The sequence below is a fragment of the Acidobacteriota bacterium genome, from assembly GCA_029861955.1.
In the GTDB taxonomy this organism is placed as follows: Bacteria; Acidobacteriota; Polarisedimenticolia; order Polarisedimenticolales; family Polarisedimenticolaceae; genus JAOTYK01.
In genome coordinates this window covers 104550-121630 of sequence record JAOTYK010000002.1, presented here as the reverse complement: position 1 = coordinate 121630, position 17081 = coordinate 104550, and the positions used below count along the sequence as shown (strand labels likewise).

Sequence of the window (17081 nt, the reverse complement as noted above, 5' to 3'; positions counted from 1 at the left end):
TCTCACTCGCCGAAGTGGCCCTTCGGTCCCTCGCCGCCAGGACCCATGCCTGTCACGAGGTAGAACACAAGTGGGTCTGTACCACTGTCGTCAAACAGCGTGTCGGTGTCGTTGGGGTCGGTGCCGGTCACGTCAACGAATGCGGCAACGTTTGCCGGATCGGAGGATCGGTAGACGCGGTACCCGGTGATACCGGGGTAGGGCCACCACTCCAGCGTGGTATTCACGGAGTTACGGGAGATCTCCTTGAACTTCATCTCGGGAGTGGTTGTCTCGGCGGGGCGACCGGTGATCTGCAGGCTCCAGCCATTGAGGTCGCCTCCGTCGCCGATCGCCGTGTCGAGGATCGAGAGAGTCCAGGTTCCCAGCGAGTTCTCGCCGTTAAACGCGTCGAGCGATTGGGTCGGCGTGAGATCCACCCCGTAGGTCCCTACGATGTCCGACGCAGAACCGCCGCCGTGGTTGTGCAGTTGGACAAGCGTTCCATTCGGGCTCTGGACCGCTACTTCAATGTCGCCGATGAAAGAGTGGGTGAGATCGATGGTCACCTTGACGTCGGTCACATTGGTCACGCTCGACTCGATCGGAATGACCAGGTCGCTGACGGCTGTCTCGGCATAGAAGATACCGATGTTCTTGGGAACGTCGGTGGACGGTACGGAGTCGACCGTGCCGGATCCGATTTCGAGAAAGAACGGGTCCGACATGCCAACGCCCTGATCGGTCAGCCACTGAACGGCAAAACCCAACTTCCTGCCTTCGGCAATCTGGGGATTGGCCTGGATCTCGAAATGAGGCGCCAGACTACCACCCGTGCCTGCGACATCGATGTTGGGATAGCTCGCCAGTGAACGACTGACCTCGGCGTCGTATCCCGTCGGAATGAGCTGCCCACTGACGCCGGTAGCCGAACGGCCGAGATTCAGGAGTGTCAGGCTGAGATCGGTTGTTTCGCCGACGTCGACGAATCCATTGGCACCATCGAGGACCGCGGAGTTCATCGGTTGCAGATCCACCGGTGCCGGGCCCAGTGCGGCGTTGACGACCGTCGCCGGTCCCGCGTTGACGACGACGTTGGGGATGACCAGGGTCTCGCGACCATCCGCCCGGATCGTCAGCGTGTAGGTGTCCGGCATCAGAGCCCGATGGTAATCACCCATCTCGCGGTCGGTGTACGCCACGAACGGGTTGCTATCGAACTGGATGCTTGCAGAAAGCGGAAGCCCCGTTTCTGCATCGGTGATCAGGCCGCGGACGCCTTCGTGCACTCGCTCCAGACAGGAGAGAAGTGACTCGAGGTTGTCGTCCCAGAAACCGGGAAGTGAAGATGCGCCAGGCCACTTCGTCGAGCTGATCTCGACGAGAACCTCGAAACCGCCGTGCCAGACGTACTGCCAATCCTGCATGCCGCCGTTGATCGCGTACCAGTCGGCCCCATTGGTGATGCCGTCATCCCACGCGGGATGTCCGTTGCTGACCGACATCGGCGGGTTGTTGTCGGCGTAGGTCCGCGCAAACGATTGGAACATGGCGTGATCGGGTGGCGGAGCCGGGCTGAACGACGACGTGCCCTGCGGGTTGCTGTCGAGCGGGTAGTTGGTGACCAACGCACCCCCGTGAAAATTGATCGACATGTTGGTCGCGACGCCCGCTCGCCAGTTCATGATCGCTGCCGTCTCGGCCTGGCGCCCAACGGTCGTATTCACGGCGTCGATGAACTGATCCGGGAAGTCTCGATTCAGGTCCTTTCCGTTGGCGTTGCCGCGTTGACCGATCTCGGTTCCGTCAGGGTTCATCGACGGCATGATCCAGAGTTCCGTGTCGTCGACGATGTTGGTGACGCGACTCAGCGATCCGTAATTGTCCGTCAGGTAATCAATGAGGTTGTAGAGAACCTCCTTTCCGACCACCTCGTCTCCGTGCATGGACGAGATGTACGCAAACTCCGGCTCGTCCTCCTGAACGTCGGGATTGTCGGAGATCTTGACCATCCATAGCTCACGGCCCTGATTGGTCTGGCCGATGCTGGACAGTCGGACGATGTCGGGATGATCGGTCGCGATCTGCTGAAGATCCTGCGTAAGCGTAGTGTAGGTGTGGTACTCCGCCGCAACCGAGCCACGTTGCGTCGGTGGACGCTTGTCACGGGTCTCGGCGGTTAGCCGAGCTTCCTCGGCTTTCCGAGGACTGTCGTTCGGAAGGAGGCTGACATCGAAGCCCAGCTTGTACAGCTTGGCCCGCTCTTTCGCGACGACGTAGACCCGTGCCCAACCGTCGAACACGGCATCGATGTTGATGCCGAGTCGTGCCAGCCGGTCAACCTCTGCGAAGTCGGGTCCGACTTCGATGCGTGCCGGGACGGGATGCTCGATCGCATCGGGCTCCGCACCGGACGCACTCGGAACGTACGCCGCGACAACAAGGAACAGGACGAGAAAAGCACCGGCTGCGCCGGTGACATTCGATGGGAGTCTCACGCTGATGCCCCTACAAACAGAATCGACGCAACCCAGTCATTGTTGTACGCTGAACTCGTGGGCCCGTCAAACCGACGGCGACTGTATCCGGGCCGCCCTCGTCGTCTCAGTTCCCAGGAATCGAGGATATCTTGAGAGTAGCCGGTCGAACCATCCTACTGGCCACCGTGCTGATCCTTTGTGGCGGGCTCCTCGCCGGCGATCCGTCTCCCGAGGTCGAGATCGCCGAATTCGACGGTCATCGTTACCAGCTCTTCGACGACGTCGAGGACCTCTCCTGGCAGGGGGCCCGAGACCGTTGTGTCGAGGCTGGCGGACACCTCGTCGTGATCGACCGCGAGGCGGAGTTCGAGTTTATCGCCTCTCTTTGCGACGGCCGGTACATGTATCTGGGTGCGTCGGACGCCGACGAGGAGGGCCTGTGGACCTGGGTCGACGGGACGGAATGGGCGTTCGAGCGCTGGATGAAAGGCCAGCCCAACAACTACGGGGGCGGCGAGGACTTCCTGGCAACCTACAAGGGTGGAGAGTGGGTCGACGTCGAGGCGTCGGGCGGCGGCTTCTGGATGCCCACCGGCTACATCTGTGAATGGGACGAACTTCCGACGTCGGATTCCGGGGCGGGTTCATGAACGACAGGACGATCGACGACAAGCGGGCGCTCCACCATCTGATGGGTCTGCTGGCGGTAGAAGGGCTGAGTGGCCGCGAGAAGGCGGTGGCCAACGAAGTCAAGCGACGGGCCCGGGCGGCGGGCTGTCGACCCTCCTGGATCAAACACGACGACGCCCACAAGCGGATCGGCGAGGGCTACGAGGTGGGCAATCTGATCATTCAGTTGCCCGGCACGACCCGCACACCTCGCCGACTGCTGGCCAGCCACCTGGACACGGTGCCGCTCTGTCGAGGGGCCGAGCCCGTTCGACGTGGCAAACGGATCGTCTCCCGGGGGCCTACGGGGCTTGGCGGGGATAACCGCACGGCCGTCGCTTGCCTGGTGACCGTGCTGGAACGGATTCTGACGAAGGGACTTCCCCATCCGCCTCTCACGTTTCTTTTCACCGTGGGAGAGGAGGTCGGACTGAAAGGGGCACGCAACCTGCGTGTAACCGATCTGGGTCGGCCTCGTCTCGGCTTCAACATTGACGGGGGGGACCCCGCGGACATGTGGATCGGCGCACTCGGTGCCGATCGCTGGAACGTCGATATCCATGGCCGCTCGTCTCACGCCGGCGTTCACCCGGAGCACGGAGTTTCCGCATCGCTGATCGCCGCACGGGCGATCGCGGACGTATCGAAACGCGGCTTCTTTGGGAAAATCGTGAAGGGCGGACGCCGGGGTACATCCAACGTCGGCGTCATCACCGGTGGAGAGGCGACGAATCAGGTCACCGATCACGTGTTCGTCAAGGGCGAGTCTCGCTCCCACGATGAGGCGTTCGTCGACACGATCACGGACACCTACAGGAAGGCCTTCGAACGCGCCGCACGAGGCGTACGCAATCACAAGAAACAGACGGGGAAAATCCGTTTTCGCGCCAACACCGACTATCGGCCTTTTCGACTCGAGCGGGACGCTCCAGTCGTGAAGATCTCGCGGGGCGCAGCCCGGGACGTCGGGCTCAAGCCATCCCTTCGATACGCAGACGGTGGGCTGGATGCCAATCATCTGAATCGAAAAGGCATCCCGACGGTCACCCTCGGCGCCGGTCAGCACTCTCCGCATACGGTTGACGAGTATATTGAGGTCTCCGAATACCTCGACGGATGCCGTCTGGCTCTCCGAGTCGCCAGCGACACCGATTGACCGGATCTCGAGAGCCGCGTATGTAATGGGCGGGAGAACCCGCGATCTGCGGAAATGGGGCACTCATGCAGGCCAAGCGACGTCTCGTTGTTGTCATCTTCGTCATGTCTCTCGCAGTCCTCGGTGGAACCGTGGCCTGGACCGAGGATCGTTGCGGCGTCGCCGAGGGTCTGACGCTGCAGAGTTCTGAACCCCTCCAGCTGGGTAGCGATGTCTTCGAGCTGAACGTCCGTCCGCTGCCGTTTGAACTCGAGAGATCCGGCGAACAGCGTGTGTCGATCGAACTCGTCCTCCGGCAGATCGATGCCGGCTCCACACCGGCAGGCAGAACCCACACCCAACCGTTGCGGGTCCAGGGGAGTTGGTCGCTTTACACGGTCGGCGGCGATGTGATCCGGGGACAACTCGCTGAAGGCGTGGTGCAGGCCGGTACCGCGATGAGCGCGGAGCTGTCGCTCCCGCGGCCGGTTCCCAGCGGAGAGTATCGTTTCGTCATCGAACTCGAGGGCGATCCGTCGTCCGCCTGTCCGACATACCCCCTGCGCCTGAATTATCGACTCGATGCCGACGAGCTCTTCTCGCCGATCGCGTCCTCCGCTGACCCGAGCCAACGATCGATGAACACACGAGTCAACCTGCTGGGGCAGGTCGACATCCGCGACAGCGAAGACTCCAGCGATATCTGGGGTTATTCCGACGGAACGACCTATCTGGCGATCATGGGTAGCCAGGCCGGCACGTTATTTATCGATGTGACGGATCCGACGCAGCCGGTGCAAGTCGCGTTCATCGGCGGACCCAATTCCGCGTGGCGAGATATCAAGACCTACCAAAACTACGCGTACATCGTGACCGAGGGTGGAGGATCGCTGCAGGGTCTTCAGATCGTGGATCTCTCGGACCCCCTGGCGCCTATACTGGTCAACACCTACACCCAGAACTTCGCAACGGTTCACAATATCTGGATCGACACCGAACGCGGGCACGCCTGGCTCGTTGGTACAAACGCGGGAGCACGCATTCTCTCGTTGGCCGACCCGGTCAACCCCGTCGAGATCGGCACGTTCGGATCGCGTTATGTCCACGACGTATTCGTCAAGGGCAACACGGCCTACCTGTCCGAGATCTTCTCGGGTCTTCATGAGATCGTCGACGCGACAGATCCGGGCAATCTACAGATCCTTTCGACCTGGAGTACGCCGTTCAACTTCACGCACAACTCGTGGCCGAGTAGCGATTTGAGCATCGTGGTAACGACGGACGAACAACCCGGCGGCCATCTTGCGACCTATGACATCAGCAATCCGAATGTGCCGGGCACGCTGATCAGCGAGTTCGAGCCCGACAGCAATGCGATTGTTCACAACACGATTTTTGATGACGTGCCGGGCAAGCGCGTTGCGATGTCTCACTATCGACTCGGCTTCGAGTACGTCGATCTACAACGACCCGGCTTCCCCGTCGCACTCGGTAACTACGACACGTACCCGCAGAGTGATTCCGGGTTTGGGGGCGCCTGGGGCGTCTACCCCTTCGACCCCAGGGGCTACTTCTACATCAGCGATATCCAGAGTGGACTGTTCGTCCTGGAATACGCTCCGACGGGCGGAACGCTGACGGGCAAGGTCGTGCAGTCCGACGGCGGAAGCGCGATCCCGGCGGCGACCATCTTGCTCCTCAACAGTCAGGAGATCCTGACGGCGAATCTCAACGGCGAGTTTGGGTCTTACATCGACAGCGGACCGGTCGTGCTGCGGGTCTCCGCTCCCGGCTACAGCACGAAGTTCGTCTCTCCCGGGACGCTGCCCCTCGACGGTGGGATCGATGTAGAGGTCGAGTTGGTCTCACTCCCCCGAACGACGGTGCAGGGCACGGTGATCGACGCCGGCACGGCAGCCCCAATTGTCGGTGCGGAGGTGAGTATCGTCGGTGGCAACACGCCGGTGGTGACGGACGGTTCCGGACACTACGTGCTGCCGGACGCCGCCATCGGGCAGCGTGTCATTACGGTCGATGCCCTCTCGTATTCGGGTTCCGAGAGTCTCGTCGTTCTCAAGACCGGCCAGAGTTCAATCGTCGACTTCCAACTCGAGGCCGCTCGTTACGTGGACACGATTGAGATTGACAATGGATGGGTCTACGACACTCAGAGTACGGCGACCCAGGGCCACTGGAGGCGGGTCGATCCGGTCGGGACGGGCGGAGGCACGATCGAGCCGGCGGACGATCACACACCGTCACCCGGTATCCGCGCGTGGGTCACGGGGCAGGGTCTCATGGGAGGGGCCGCCGAATTCCAGGACGTGGACGGCGGCACCGCGGCGATCTTCAGCCCCACCATCGACCTGAGCGGCATGCAGAATCCCGCATTCAGTTACTTCCGCTGGCTTTCCACGACGGCCGGCTCGCTGGACGGCGGGACCTTCCGCGTCCAGATTTCCGACGACGCCGGCGCCACGTGGAACACGGTCGAGCAACTCACCAAGGAGGCAAACTCCTGGACTCGCTCGGTGATACCCGTGGTTTCCCACATCGCCGTCAACGATCAATTCCGCGCGCGGTTCGCGTGTGAAGCGATTCCGGAGTTGGACCAGCAACGCATTCTCGAGTGTGCGTTTGATGACATCAGCATTGTTGAGGAGTGCCGCTCTCGAGTGGTGACGGGAGGTTCCGACCTCGACGCCGATGGCCAACTCGACGGTTGTGACCCCTGTGCCCTGGATCCAGGAAATGACATCGACGGCGACGGCATCTGCGGCGACGTCGATAATGCACCCTATGCGGCCAACGCCGGTCAGACCGACGGCGACGGCGACGGAGTGGGCGACGTGGCCGACAACTGCCCGGCGATATCCAACACCGTTCAGAGCGATCTGGATCTCGATGGTCTGGGGGACGCGTGTGACGCCGATATCGACAACGACGGAGTTGAAAACACTGCAGACACGGACCAGGACGACGACGGAATCCTGGACGTCACCGACGTTTGCGTGACCCGATCGGACCCGGCGCAGATCGATCGCGATCTGGATCTTGAGGGTGATGCCTGCGACACGGACGACGGGGTGGTTCATGGACTGCATGTCGACGGCAATGGGCTGACATGGGCCCCCGAGTCGGGTGTCGATGGATACAACGTCTATGCCGGCGAGATTGGCGCCGAACTGCTTCTGGAGTTTGCGTCCTGTCGAGTGTCAAATCTGTCCCGAACCGATTTCTACGATCTCTTCATCCCCGAACCCGGTGCCGGAACGTTCTTCCTGGTGACGGCAGTTGTCGGCGGTGTGGAGGGACCGTTCGGTGAAGGGCGAGACGGGTTGCCGCGATCCATCGCGCAGCCGTGTTCCGCCAACCCATGACTCGTTCTCTCATCAGTCGGCGATTTCGCACTTGGGTGGCAATCGCGCTCCTGAGCGCAGTGTGCGCTCCTGCGATGGCCCAGAAATGGAAGCCGGTCGAGGACCAGAACAAGGCACGGCAAGATGAACCGGTCGTCGAGAGGGTTCCGGTTCGCTACCGCGTGATCGCGACGGACCTCAGAATCAACCGTCGCTCGCTCGGGGAATCGACCCACTCGATACGCGGAGTTCCCGCCGAGCCCGTCGATGCGCTGACCTATGACGGACAGGGACACACCCGGCTGAAAGGGGAGGCGGTGATCGAAGTCGATCCCGTCCATCAGCGCGGACTCGTCTTCGCGCGATGGCAGGATGACCACGGCGCCTGGCAGCTTCAGCAGACTTACTTTCATCATCCCGAACACTCGTCCGGTGTCCGGCTTGGCCGTTCTCGCAAGGATGTGGAGGACCTGCTGAATCTCGGGATCGCCCGCAACGTCTACATCCACGGTGATACCGGAGGGGGGACGCCGGTCCTGCCAACGGTCTTTGCGTATCTGGCTACCTGGGGTTTCGTGGAGGTCGATCTCGATGGTGAGCTCTTTCCGAATTCGTTCGGTTGGCCGGGCCCCGAGCGTTGGATCGGCCATACGATGTTGACGGAGGGCGTCATCGACGACTCCGATGGCACCGTCCGGGCCATCGCGGGAGAGATCTACGACCCAAAACGCCACAAGAGCCAGGGCGAAGTGGACCGCCAGGATATGGAACTTCACATCGCGTTCCACGACGAGCGGTATCCGCTGACCGAGAATCGACCGGCGATGTTCGCCTTCAAGATCCACCTGATCTTCGAGGACGTCGTGCTCCACATCGTCGATACGCAGGAGCCCCTGGACTTCAGTCAGGCGGAGGCCATCCTCGAGTCGATGCGCCCCACTCTTGGTAGCGACGGGCTCTGAGCGGTCACTTCCGTCGCAGTCCTCGGGTGAAGACCTTCCCCTGGATGATCTTGTGGGCCGGCTTTCCCGCCATCATCCGGAGGCGGGCGAACTGCTGACCACAGCCGTGGCAGTGACCTTTGCCTTCGGTGAAATCCTCGACGATCCGCTCGACGAAACACTTGACGAGCCCACCTCGCCCGCCCTTCGAATACCGGTATAGTGCGGTGCGGCAGCCGGCGCAGAAAATGTGTATCGTTCGCCGTTCCGGGCTTCCTTTTCGGGCCATGATCGCGCCTCGGAATTAAACTACTATAAGAATCTGGAAGCGGTCTGCGCGGTTGTCCAGATATGCGTCATCACAGGATCCGGGTTACCAATTAATGCTTGGAACCCATCGCGGATTTACCGTACTCCAACCTTTGAGACAAGTTGAGGAAGATCTAGTGACCCACACCTTGCGTAGATTCGGGCCGGGCCCGCTGGTACTGCTGTGCCTGCTGGTGACTGCTGTCTCTGCTGGAGACGATCGCATCGCGACGGATGCTGCGAAGCAGGACTGGGAGAAGGTGACCGAGACCTGGTTCGACGATCTTCAGCCTGGAAAGACCGTTCACCTGACGAACCCCCACGGCAACGTCTACTGCCGGTTCGGCGGCTATGAGCCCCGGGTCGAGATCATCGGCACATTTCAGAGACTCGACGATCAAGCGTTGCCGGCGCTGACCGTGCGGCGAACCATCGCCGCGAACGGTGATCTGGAGGTGGAGGCGGTTTTCGGCGACGGAGCGGCCTCCGGTGACGGAAGCCCGCGCGTGCGGCGGGACCGTGTCGACATCGTCGTGTTCCTACCCAAGGGGATTCACCTGGAGGTTCAGACCGAAGACGGCATGGTCGAGGCCAAGAAACTCCAGAGCGATTTCGGGTTTCGTTCTTCCACGGGAACCCTGATGGCACGCGGCATCAAGGGAACGGTCCATGCGTCCTCGGATCGCGGAAGACTCCAGGTCTTCCTCGACAACGGCCATACGGATCAGCTTCAGGAGTTTGTCACCGTGACCGGTGAGATTGAACTGACGCTCTGGGAGGATGCCACGCAGGATGTGACGCTTGCGACCTCCGGCGAGATCAGCACGGACTTTTCGTTACAGTTTGAATACAAGAATTTTGAGGAGCCGGGCAAGATCGCGACGGCGACGACCAATGGCGGTGGACCGGCGGTCCGACTGCACTCGCAACGCGGTCCGATCCGACTTCTCCGACAACAACGAGACTTTACGCCGGCAGAGAACCGATAGGGGGCCTCCGTGTCTAAGACACAGACCGATTCAAGGAAATGGGTGATCGCGACCTGCGTCGTCGTGACGCTTCTCGCTCTTGGGACGCTCGTCGTCACCGCCGAGGAGCAGGCAGTTGAGAACGAAAGGCCTCGACTGGCAGAGGTCAGCGCACCGGTCACACCGTTCGTGTGGGACGGCGACGTGCGAACCCTACCGAAGCCCGAGGAATGGAAGCCGGGAGACCCCGTCCGCGAGATTCCTCGACGGTACTACCCAAAACCGGGCTTCGTCGATTTCGATCCGATCGGCGGTCGAGATCCGCTATTCGAGTTGCAGAGCGCGTTCGATTCGTCACGCGGATCGGCGGACGACAATGATCAAGACCGTGCGGCCCTGGGCGGTGATCCGTTTGGTACGCCGTCACGGAACTTCCCGGGCTTCGCAGCTACTGGAGCCGGAGTCCCGGATACAGTCGGCGACGTTGGCCCTAACCATTTCATTCAGAGCGTCAACGCATCGGGCGGCGCGAGGGTTCGAATCTGGGACAAGGCTGAGCCGACTCCCAATCAACTGGCGGACTTCTTCATGGATTCGCTCGGTAGCGGGCAATGCGGTTCCGGTTTCGGTGACCCGATCGTCCTCTACGACCGCGAAGCCGACCGGTGGATGATCAGCGAGTTCGCAACATCCGGAAACAACAACTGCGTGTACATCTCGCAAACCTCCGACCCGGTGTCGGGCGGCTGGTTCGCGTATGCGTTCAGCGGGCCGTCGTTCCCCGATTACCCGCACTACGCCGTCTGGCCAACCGACGCGAACGGCGGACTGGGTTCTTATCTTGTCACCGTCAACGACGGGCCGAGTGTCTGGGCGATGGATCGCGGGAACATGCTTGTCGGAAACGCTGCGACGTTCCAGCGATTCACTCTTCCGAACCTTCCCGGTTTCGGTTTCGAGACGGCGACCGCAGCCGATATCGATGGTCCAAACCAGCCGGACTCCGGCGAGCCCGGGATCATCATGCGACACCGAGACACCGAGAGTCACAGCGGACCCGCGGCGCCGGGAGACCTCCTCGAGATGTGGGAGTTCGACGTCGATTGGGTCAACAGCGGAAACTCCACGCTGACCCAGCTCACCAGCATCGATGTTGCGGAGTTCGACTCAAGCCTCTGTGGTTTGACATCGTTCAACTGTTTTCAACAGCCGGGGACGGGAACGACTCTGGATCCTCTTCGCGAGGTGATCATGCACCGGCTGCAGTACATGCGACACGGTGCCGGATTCGAGACCATCGTCGGCAACTTCGTGACCGATATCGACGGCGCGAACACCGGCGGCATTCGCTGGTTCGAGCTTCGTCGCAATAACTCGTCCGATCCATGGAGTCTCGAGCAAGAGGGAACCTGGTCGCTCGCAGATGGCGATAGCCGTTGGATGGGTGCAAGCGCCATGGACCAGTCGGGCAACATCGCGCTGGCTTACAACGTCTCCTCGACGTCGACGTTCCCCAGTCTTCGCTACACCGGACGTACCTTCGATGCACCGCTCGGCATGATGACGCAGGGTGAGAACATCATTCATGACGGCACCGCGTCGAGTGGCACCAACCGCTACGGCGACTACGCCGCGATGGGTCTAGATCCGACCGACGACTGTACGTTCTGGTTTACCGGGGAGGACAACACCTCCAGCGTTTTCCGGACACAGATCGCGTCGTTCCGTTTCGAGGCCTGTGGTTGCGAGACACCGCCGACCCCGTTGGTGGCCGATGCCGAGACCAATGGTGACAATCAGATCGATGTCACGTGGAACGACGCGGATCTTGGATCCGTCGTCGAGTATCGGGTCCGTCGATCGCGCACGATGGGTGGGCCTTTCACGTTGGTCGCAACGATTCCGGACAGTAGTCCGGGTGTTGGAAACTCCAACGGCTATCTGTTCTCGGATACCGATGTGTCCGGTGGATTGACGTACTATTACATCGTTCAGGCGTTCGATGGCGAAGCCTGTATCTCTTCGCCTTCCGCTGAGGTCAGCGATACGGCTACCGGAACGTGCCTGTTGGCGCCGTTGTTCGGTGGGTTGGACTCGGCAACCGGCAACCCGTTCGGAGTGTGTAGCATCGATCTCGCCTGGACCGCCGCCACGGCCGAGTGCTCGGGCCCGATCAGTTACAACATCTATCGTTCGACGGCAGTTCTGTTCGAGCCGGGTCCCGCGAGCCTCCTGGTTTCCGGTCTTACAGCAACGGACTTCAAGGATCTCAATTCGTTGGTCGATGGTGTCAACTACTTCTACGTGGTCCGGTCCGTCGACGAGACGAACGGCAAGGAAGACACGAACGTCATCAAACGACAGGTCGTTCCTCAGGGCGTCGGCGGGCAGGATTGCATTACGGGAAGCGGTTGCGAAGACAACCCATTCGTTGATGTCCAGCCGAACGGGCCGCTGACGGTGTGTTCCGAGTCGGTTCCAACGCTGACCGGAAACCTCACGAACGGTGTCGGTCCTTTCGTGTACCAGTGGACCAAGGACGGGATCGATATTCCCGGTGCGACTAACGAGGCCTTCACGCCGACGGATCTTGGTGTTCACGCTTACAACCTCAAGACTCGGGCGATCTCGTGTCCGGATACCGTGTTCGACGGTCTGGACACGGAGTTCAACGTCGTCAATCAGCCATTCTTCAATGGCGTGGGAACCGTTACGAATCCTCAGAACGACACGTGTACACTCAACGTCGACTGGGATCCGGCGACCAGTGTCTGTGCTGGCCCTATTCGGTACTTCGTCTATCGCGACACCGATTCGAACGTCGAGACGACGCCCCAGAATCTGATCGCCGGCGGCATCCTGTCGGATTCGTTCTCCGATACGGCAGGGCTGGATGACAGTGTTCAGTACTTCTACGCCGTTCAAGCTGCCGATGACGAGACGGATGTCCCGGATGGCAACGCTGTGTCGCGGAGCGGTACGCCTGACGGCCCGTTCAATGGAATCCAACCGTTCTTCTTCGAGGACTTTTCGTCCGCGAACTCTCTGAACGGCTGGACTATCACGACCGGACCCGGTAACCACAACTGTGGCGAGTGGTTCCTCAGCAGTGGTTCGTCGGAGCGGCCCTCGAACGGTAGCGGCCAGTACGTGACGGCAAATTCCCGGTGCCAACCGTTGCTTCCGCTGACTTCGGCCAGCCTCGATACGCCGGCGATCGACGTCTCGATCGTCAGCGGTCTCATTGGGGTCACGTTGGAGTACGACATCTACTACAACCACCAAGATGGCGACGATGCCACCGTCGAGGTCTGGGACGGTGCGCAGTGGGTCGTGCTGTGGGCGGACTCCAATAGCGACTTCAACAGCCATGCCGTTCACGATGTCACGGCATACGCCGTCGGCAATCCGAACTTCAAGGTTCGCTTCAACTACCAGAATGCCAACGGCGACCGTTGGTTCTCCATCGACGATGTCGAGGTCAAGACGGAGGCCGTCGTGGTCTGTGACACCGGTCTGGGCGGCCCGTACGCAGTTCCTCTCGGGGCGGGGTTGACGGATCCGATCCGCGGCGATCGCGTCAATGTGTCGGGCAGCGAGATCGACGTTAGCTGGGATACCAGTTGCGGCGCGACGGAGTTCAACCTGCTGTACGGTGATCTGGGCAACGTATCGACGGTGGCACTATCCGGCAGTGAGTGCAGCCTCGGCAGCAGTGGTTCCTACTCCTGGACCAGTGTCCCGGTAGGAAACCTGTTCTTCCTGATCGTCGGTAGCGATGGCATCGATGTTGAGAGCAGTTGGGGAACCGACAGCAACCTCGGTGAGCGGGGAGCCCTGGCGGCGTCCGGCGAATGCGGAGCCGCATTCAAGGACGTCGCAAACACCTGCGAGTAAGCGTTCGAGTCTCTCAAATAGAAAGCCCCTCCCGAATCTCGGGAGGGGCTTTTTCTTGGTCGCGTGCAAACCCGGACTACAGCGGGAAGAGCGTCTCCAGCAGGTCATCGGTCTGATTCTGCCAGGCCGCCCAGCCGATACCGGTAGGAACCTCGCCGCCGACCGGACGATACCCGCGGTCCCGCAGGAATGCGCGGAAGTCGGAGTTGGAGTCCCTCATGTCCCAGGCCTCATGGGGCGAGCGCAGGTCGTACGTGCCCCAGTCCTGGTAAATCGTCAACGGTTGCTCGTCGGCATTCCGAACCTTCGCTTTCAGCGCGTCGAGTTGCCCGCCAAAGAGGATGGCCGACTGAGTCAGGACCTGACCGAAGATGCCGGGTTGCTCGAGGGCCGTGAAGTAAGCAGCGTAGCCGCTTCCTCCGGCTCCAAAACTGGCGCGACCGGCTGCCTCTGCAATGGTGCGATAGGTCTCGTCCACCACCGGCACAATCTCTGTCGCCAGGAGAGCCGCCATGCCTTCCCGGTTGGGCGGCCCCGGGGTCCGCTCACCGGCGTGGAGAAACACGCCGATGACCGGTGCCACGGTCTTTCCGATCAAGTTGTCGAGCGCGTTCTTCATGCCGCCGTCGTCGAGCGCTTCGTCCCCACCGTGAAAATAGATCACGGGTAGTCGGCCCGTCATCTCGTCGTAGCCCGCGGGTAAGTAGGCGCTGAAGACCTGCGTGCGACCCTCGACGACCTTACTCTCAAGCGTGTGCTCGACGATCTTGCCCTGTCGATCCGCGCCGGCCTCGTCCAGGTACCACGGCTTGCGCCAGGCGGGCATTGCGAACCAGGACAACTCGCCGTCTTGCCCGTCCGGTTCCGTTCGGTCGTTGAGCGGGTCGACAATGTTCTCTTCGAAGTTCTTGATGAACCCGTAATTAACCCGCGCATTGGGCTCGAAACGAGCCGTGTAGTAGAAAAGATCGGTTCCAGCCACGCGTGTCATGGGGTCTTCACGGCGGGCGCCGATGATGTCGCCTCTGACGCCCACGTCGTTCGCCTCGCCACGATAGACGAAGTGGACAAGGTCCATTCCCTCGATGATCGGGAAGCTGACCTGGCTTGCGAGGTACTCGTCTATCGTCGCGCTCGGTTCGGTCGCAGACTCGAGCTGGCGAAGAAACGACGCAAACGTCGAGCCCGCAGGCATCGCGGTGGTCATCGTCTTCATGCTCTCGTCGAAGGCGTTCGAGAGATCGACTCGCGCGATCTCGTTCATGCTTCGGGCGAAGAGCCCGCCGTCCGCAAACGCGACCTGTGACCAGGACAACTCCTCGAAGAGGGGTATCTGTGCGATCTCTTGATAGCCGTCCGGAGTTGCGCGAGCGAGATGAAGCGTACCGGCCTTGGTGATGATCACCAGATGATCATCGAGAAGCGTGATGAATCCGTCACCCGGCTGCCGGGACTTCCAGACGGACTCGCCCGTCTCGACGCTGACACAAGTAAGAACCCGACCGGTCACGCCGTATAGATGTCCGTCATGCACGACGGGGGTCACGTAGGTTCCCCGAATCGAGTTGGAGTTCCACAGTTCCTCGACGGCATAACCGAGTTCCGGGTCCGGTTTGACCTGGATCATCGAAGAGCCATCCGTCGTGTTACTGAGGAGGAATCGGCCTTCGCCTGCCGCGACCGGGTTCATGCTGCCACTTCCGATGGCGCGTCCATCGCCCTGATGTTCGTATTCGAAGGCTATCGTGCCGGCCGAGGCGTTGATGCCGAACAACTTCTTGTTGCTCGCGGCGATGACCAGTCGTTTCCCGCCGATAAGGGCGACGGTCGGGGACTGGTAGGCGACCTGGTCCGTACCGAGGGTCCATTTCAGTGCGCCGGTTTCCGGGTCGAACCCTCCGACCGCTTTCCCGCCTCCGGTGTCGGTGGGCTCTTCTTCTACCTCGCCTTCCTCGGCGTCGGCATCCGGAGGAGGAGGTGGTGGGTCTCCCAATTCCACGACGAGAACGCCATCGACCAGGATCGGCGACGTGGAGAATCCGTAGTGAGGCTTTGGAATCTCGTGGTTCTCGACCAGGTGAGTGCGCCAGAGTTCCTTGCCGGACTTCAGTTCCAACGCGAACAGTTCGCCCCACGCACCTAGCATGTAAACGCGCCCGCCGGCGACGAACGGCGTCGCGATCGGGCCATCGTGGGACCCGTCGTGGCCGTTGTAGATGGGTCCGATCTGGGCGCGCCAGACCTCCTCACCGGTCGTCGCATCGACGGCGGACAGAAGGTCAAGATCGCCACTGGAGAAGCCGCCGATCACCAGACCCTGGGTGGCGACCAGAGACGCGTACCCGGAGCCGTAGTCGTGCTTCCAGTTCAACTCCAGCCCGGTCTCGTCGGTGATCCCGCCGACCCCCTGGAGGGCGCCGTCGAGGTTGGGGCCGCGGAACGAGGGCCAATCCAGTTGCCCCTCGGCAGCGATCGCACCACCCGTCGCGGCGACGGTCATCAGGCAGAAGACAATCATCGTTGGGACTCTTCGACTCATCATGTTCACTCCGCGTGCCGCCGAAAGTCGACCTTGAAAGTCGATCCGGCTTGCGTCCAGTCGCCTTCAATCAGGGATCCGGATTCGTTCATCGTGCCTTGATAGGTGCTCTGGGCGGCCGGGATGTCGAACGTTACGCCCCGATCCTCCCCGATTGCGATCTCGGCGATCGGGGTATCGGCCCCGCCTTGATCGAGATTCTTGATCGAACCCCCATAGCCCTCCTCGGCACCGCTGAGGTTCAGCACCAACCGGAGCTTGTGAGGGCCAGCGACGATCATACCGTGCCAGGTGCCCGGTAGGCCCTTGCCGGCCACGCCGTCACCGGTGAAATCGGCATAGAAATCCTTGTCGTAGTCCGCCGGTCTCTCACCCCGGGTCATGGAGAACGGGATCGCCTGCCCGCCCTGTTCGAACGTCCCGGCCAGCGAGTTTTCATCTTCCGACAACGTGCCGTTGAATGTCGGGTCCCCCGGCACCTCGGGGATGGAGAAGCTGGCGCTGCCTTCTTCCACCGAGACGCCCGCCATGGCGACCTGTCGAATTCCCTGGGAGGGGACATCGATCCGTGCTTTCCAGCTGCCGTCGTCACCCTTCTCGAGCGCGACCGTGACGGCGATCGCGCCGCTTGGCACCTGGATATCTCCGGCCCAGAATCCGGCGAAAGCATCGTCTCCGGCCGCAGAGGCGACCGAGATCGCCGAGAGCAGCAGGGTCGCCGCGAAGCAGGTTTTCAATCTAGATTTCATCATGGCTCCTCGAGTGGATTAGTGTGTCGGATGAGGCCATTGATTACACCTCAGAC

Annotated in this window: 10 protein-coding genes; 6 read left to right on the top strand and 4 right to left on the bottom strand. The window is 61.4% G+C overall.

Annotated elements, in window-relative coordinates:
• Positions 1 to 2: 2 nt before the first annotated feature.
• Complete coding sequence (locus tag OES25_01505) at positions 3 to 2477, bottom strand: M14 family zinc carboxypeptidase (GenBank protein ID MDH3626316.1); 2475 nt, start codon at positions 2475 to 2477, stop codon at positions 3 to 5.
• Between the two features lie 131 nt (positions 2478 to 2608).
• Between OES25_01505 and OES25_01500 the strand changes: the two genes are divergently transcribed.
• The 4 genes from OES25_01500 to OES25_01485 all read left to right on the top strand — a co-directional run bounded on the left by OES25_01500 (position 2609) and on the right by OES25_01485 (position 8584).
• Positions 2609 to 3109 carry a hypothetical protein gene (locus tag OES25_01500; GenBank protein ID MDH3626315.1) on the top strand — a complete coding sequence of 167 codons (501 nt, stop codon included), beginning with the start codon at positions 2609 to 2611 and terminating at the stop codon, positions 3107 to 3109.
• Positions 3106 to 4284, top strand: coding sequence for a M20/M25/M40 family metallo-hydrolase (locus tag OES25_01495; protein MDH3626314.1), 1179 nt, complete (start codon positions 3106 to 3108; stop codon positions 4282 to 4284). Before OES25_01500 ends, OES25_01495 begins: the two co-directional genes overlap by 4 nt.
• Positions 4285 to 4349: 65 nt before the next feature.
• Positions 4350 to 7643: a choice-of-anchor B family protein gene (locus OES25_01490; GenBank protein MDH3626313.1), complete on the top strand. Its 3294-nt coding sequence runs from the start codon at positions 4350 to 4352 to the stop codon at positions 7641 to 7643.
• Positions 7644 to 7678: 35 nt separating this feature from the next.
• Complete coding sequence (locus OES25_01485; protein ID MDH3626312.1) at positions 7679 to 8584, top strand: hypothetical protein; 906 nt, start codon at positions 7679 to 7681, stop codon at positions 8582 to 8584.
• Between the two features lie 4 nt (positions 8585 to 8588).
• Here OES25_01485 and OES25_01480 read toward each other — a convergent pair whose 3' ends face one another.
• The gene (locus OES25_01480; GenBank protein ID MDH3626311.1) at positions 8589 to 8852 is read right to left on the bottom strand and encodes a hypothetical protein; all 264 of its coding nucleotides are present in this window, start codon (positions 8850 to 8852) and stop codon (positions 8589 to 8591) included.
• A 157-nt stretch (positions 8853 to 9009) separates the two neighbouring features.
• On the opposite strand from OES25_01480, the gene OES25_01475 reads away from it, so the two are divergent.
• Both OES25_01475 and OES25_01470 read left to right on the top strand, forming a co-directional pair.
• On the top strand, positions 9010 to 9861 hold the full coding sequence (locus OES25_01475; protein MDH3626310.1) for a hypothetical protein: 852 nt from the start codon (positions 9010 to 9012) through the stop codon (positions 9859 to 9861).
• 9 nt (positions 9862 to 9870) lie between these two features.
• Positions 9871 to 13737 (top strand): hypothetical protein, encoded by a 3867-nt coding sequence (locus OES25_01470; GenBank protein ID MDH3626309.1) that lies wholly within the window; start codon positions 9871 to 9873, stop codon positions 13735 to 13737.
• 76 nt (positions 13738 to 13813) lie between these two features.
• On the opposite strand, the gene OES25_01465 is transcribed toward OES25_01470, so the two are convergent.
• On the bottom strand, positions 13814 to 16279 hold the full coding sequence (locus OES25_01465; protein ID MDH3626308.1) for a PQQ-binding-like beta-propeller repeat protein: 2466 nt from the start codon (positions 16277 to 16279) through the stop codon (positions 13814 to 13816).
• 2 nt (positions 16280 to 16281) lie between these two features.
• Positions 16282 to 17025: a hypothetical protein gene (locus OES25_01460; protein MDH3626307.1), complete on the bottom strand. Its 744-nt coding sequence runs from the start codon at positions 17023 to 17025 to the stop codon at positions 16282 to 16284.
• Between the last annotated feature and the right edge of the window lie 56 nt (positions 17026 to 17081).

What these genes read in the sequence shown, in the direction of transcription:
- OES25_01495 (MDH3626314.1), top strand. Translation starts at nt 3,106, where the DNA reads ATGAACGACAGGACGATCGACGACAAGCGGGCGCTCCACCATCTGATG.
- OES25_01490 (MDH3626313.1), top strand. Translation starts at nt 4,350, where the DNA reads ATGCAGGCCAAGCGACGTCTCGTTGTTGTCATCTTCGTCATGTCTCTC.
- OES25_01480 (MDH3626311.1), bottom strand. Translation starts at nt 8,852, where the DNA reads ATGGCCCGAAAAGGAAGCCCGGAACGGCGAACGATACACATTTTCTGC.
- OES25_01465 (MDH3626308.1), bottom strand. Translation starts at nt 16,279, where the DNA reads ATGATGAGTCGAAGAGTCCCAACGATGATTGTCTTCTGCCTGATGACC.
- OES25_01460 (MDH3626307.1), bottom strand. Translation starts at nt 17,025, where the DNA reads ATGAAATCTAGATTGAAAACCTGCTTCGCGGCGACCCTGCTGCTCTCG.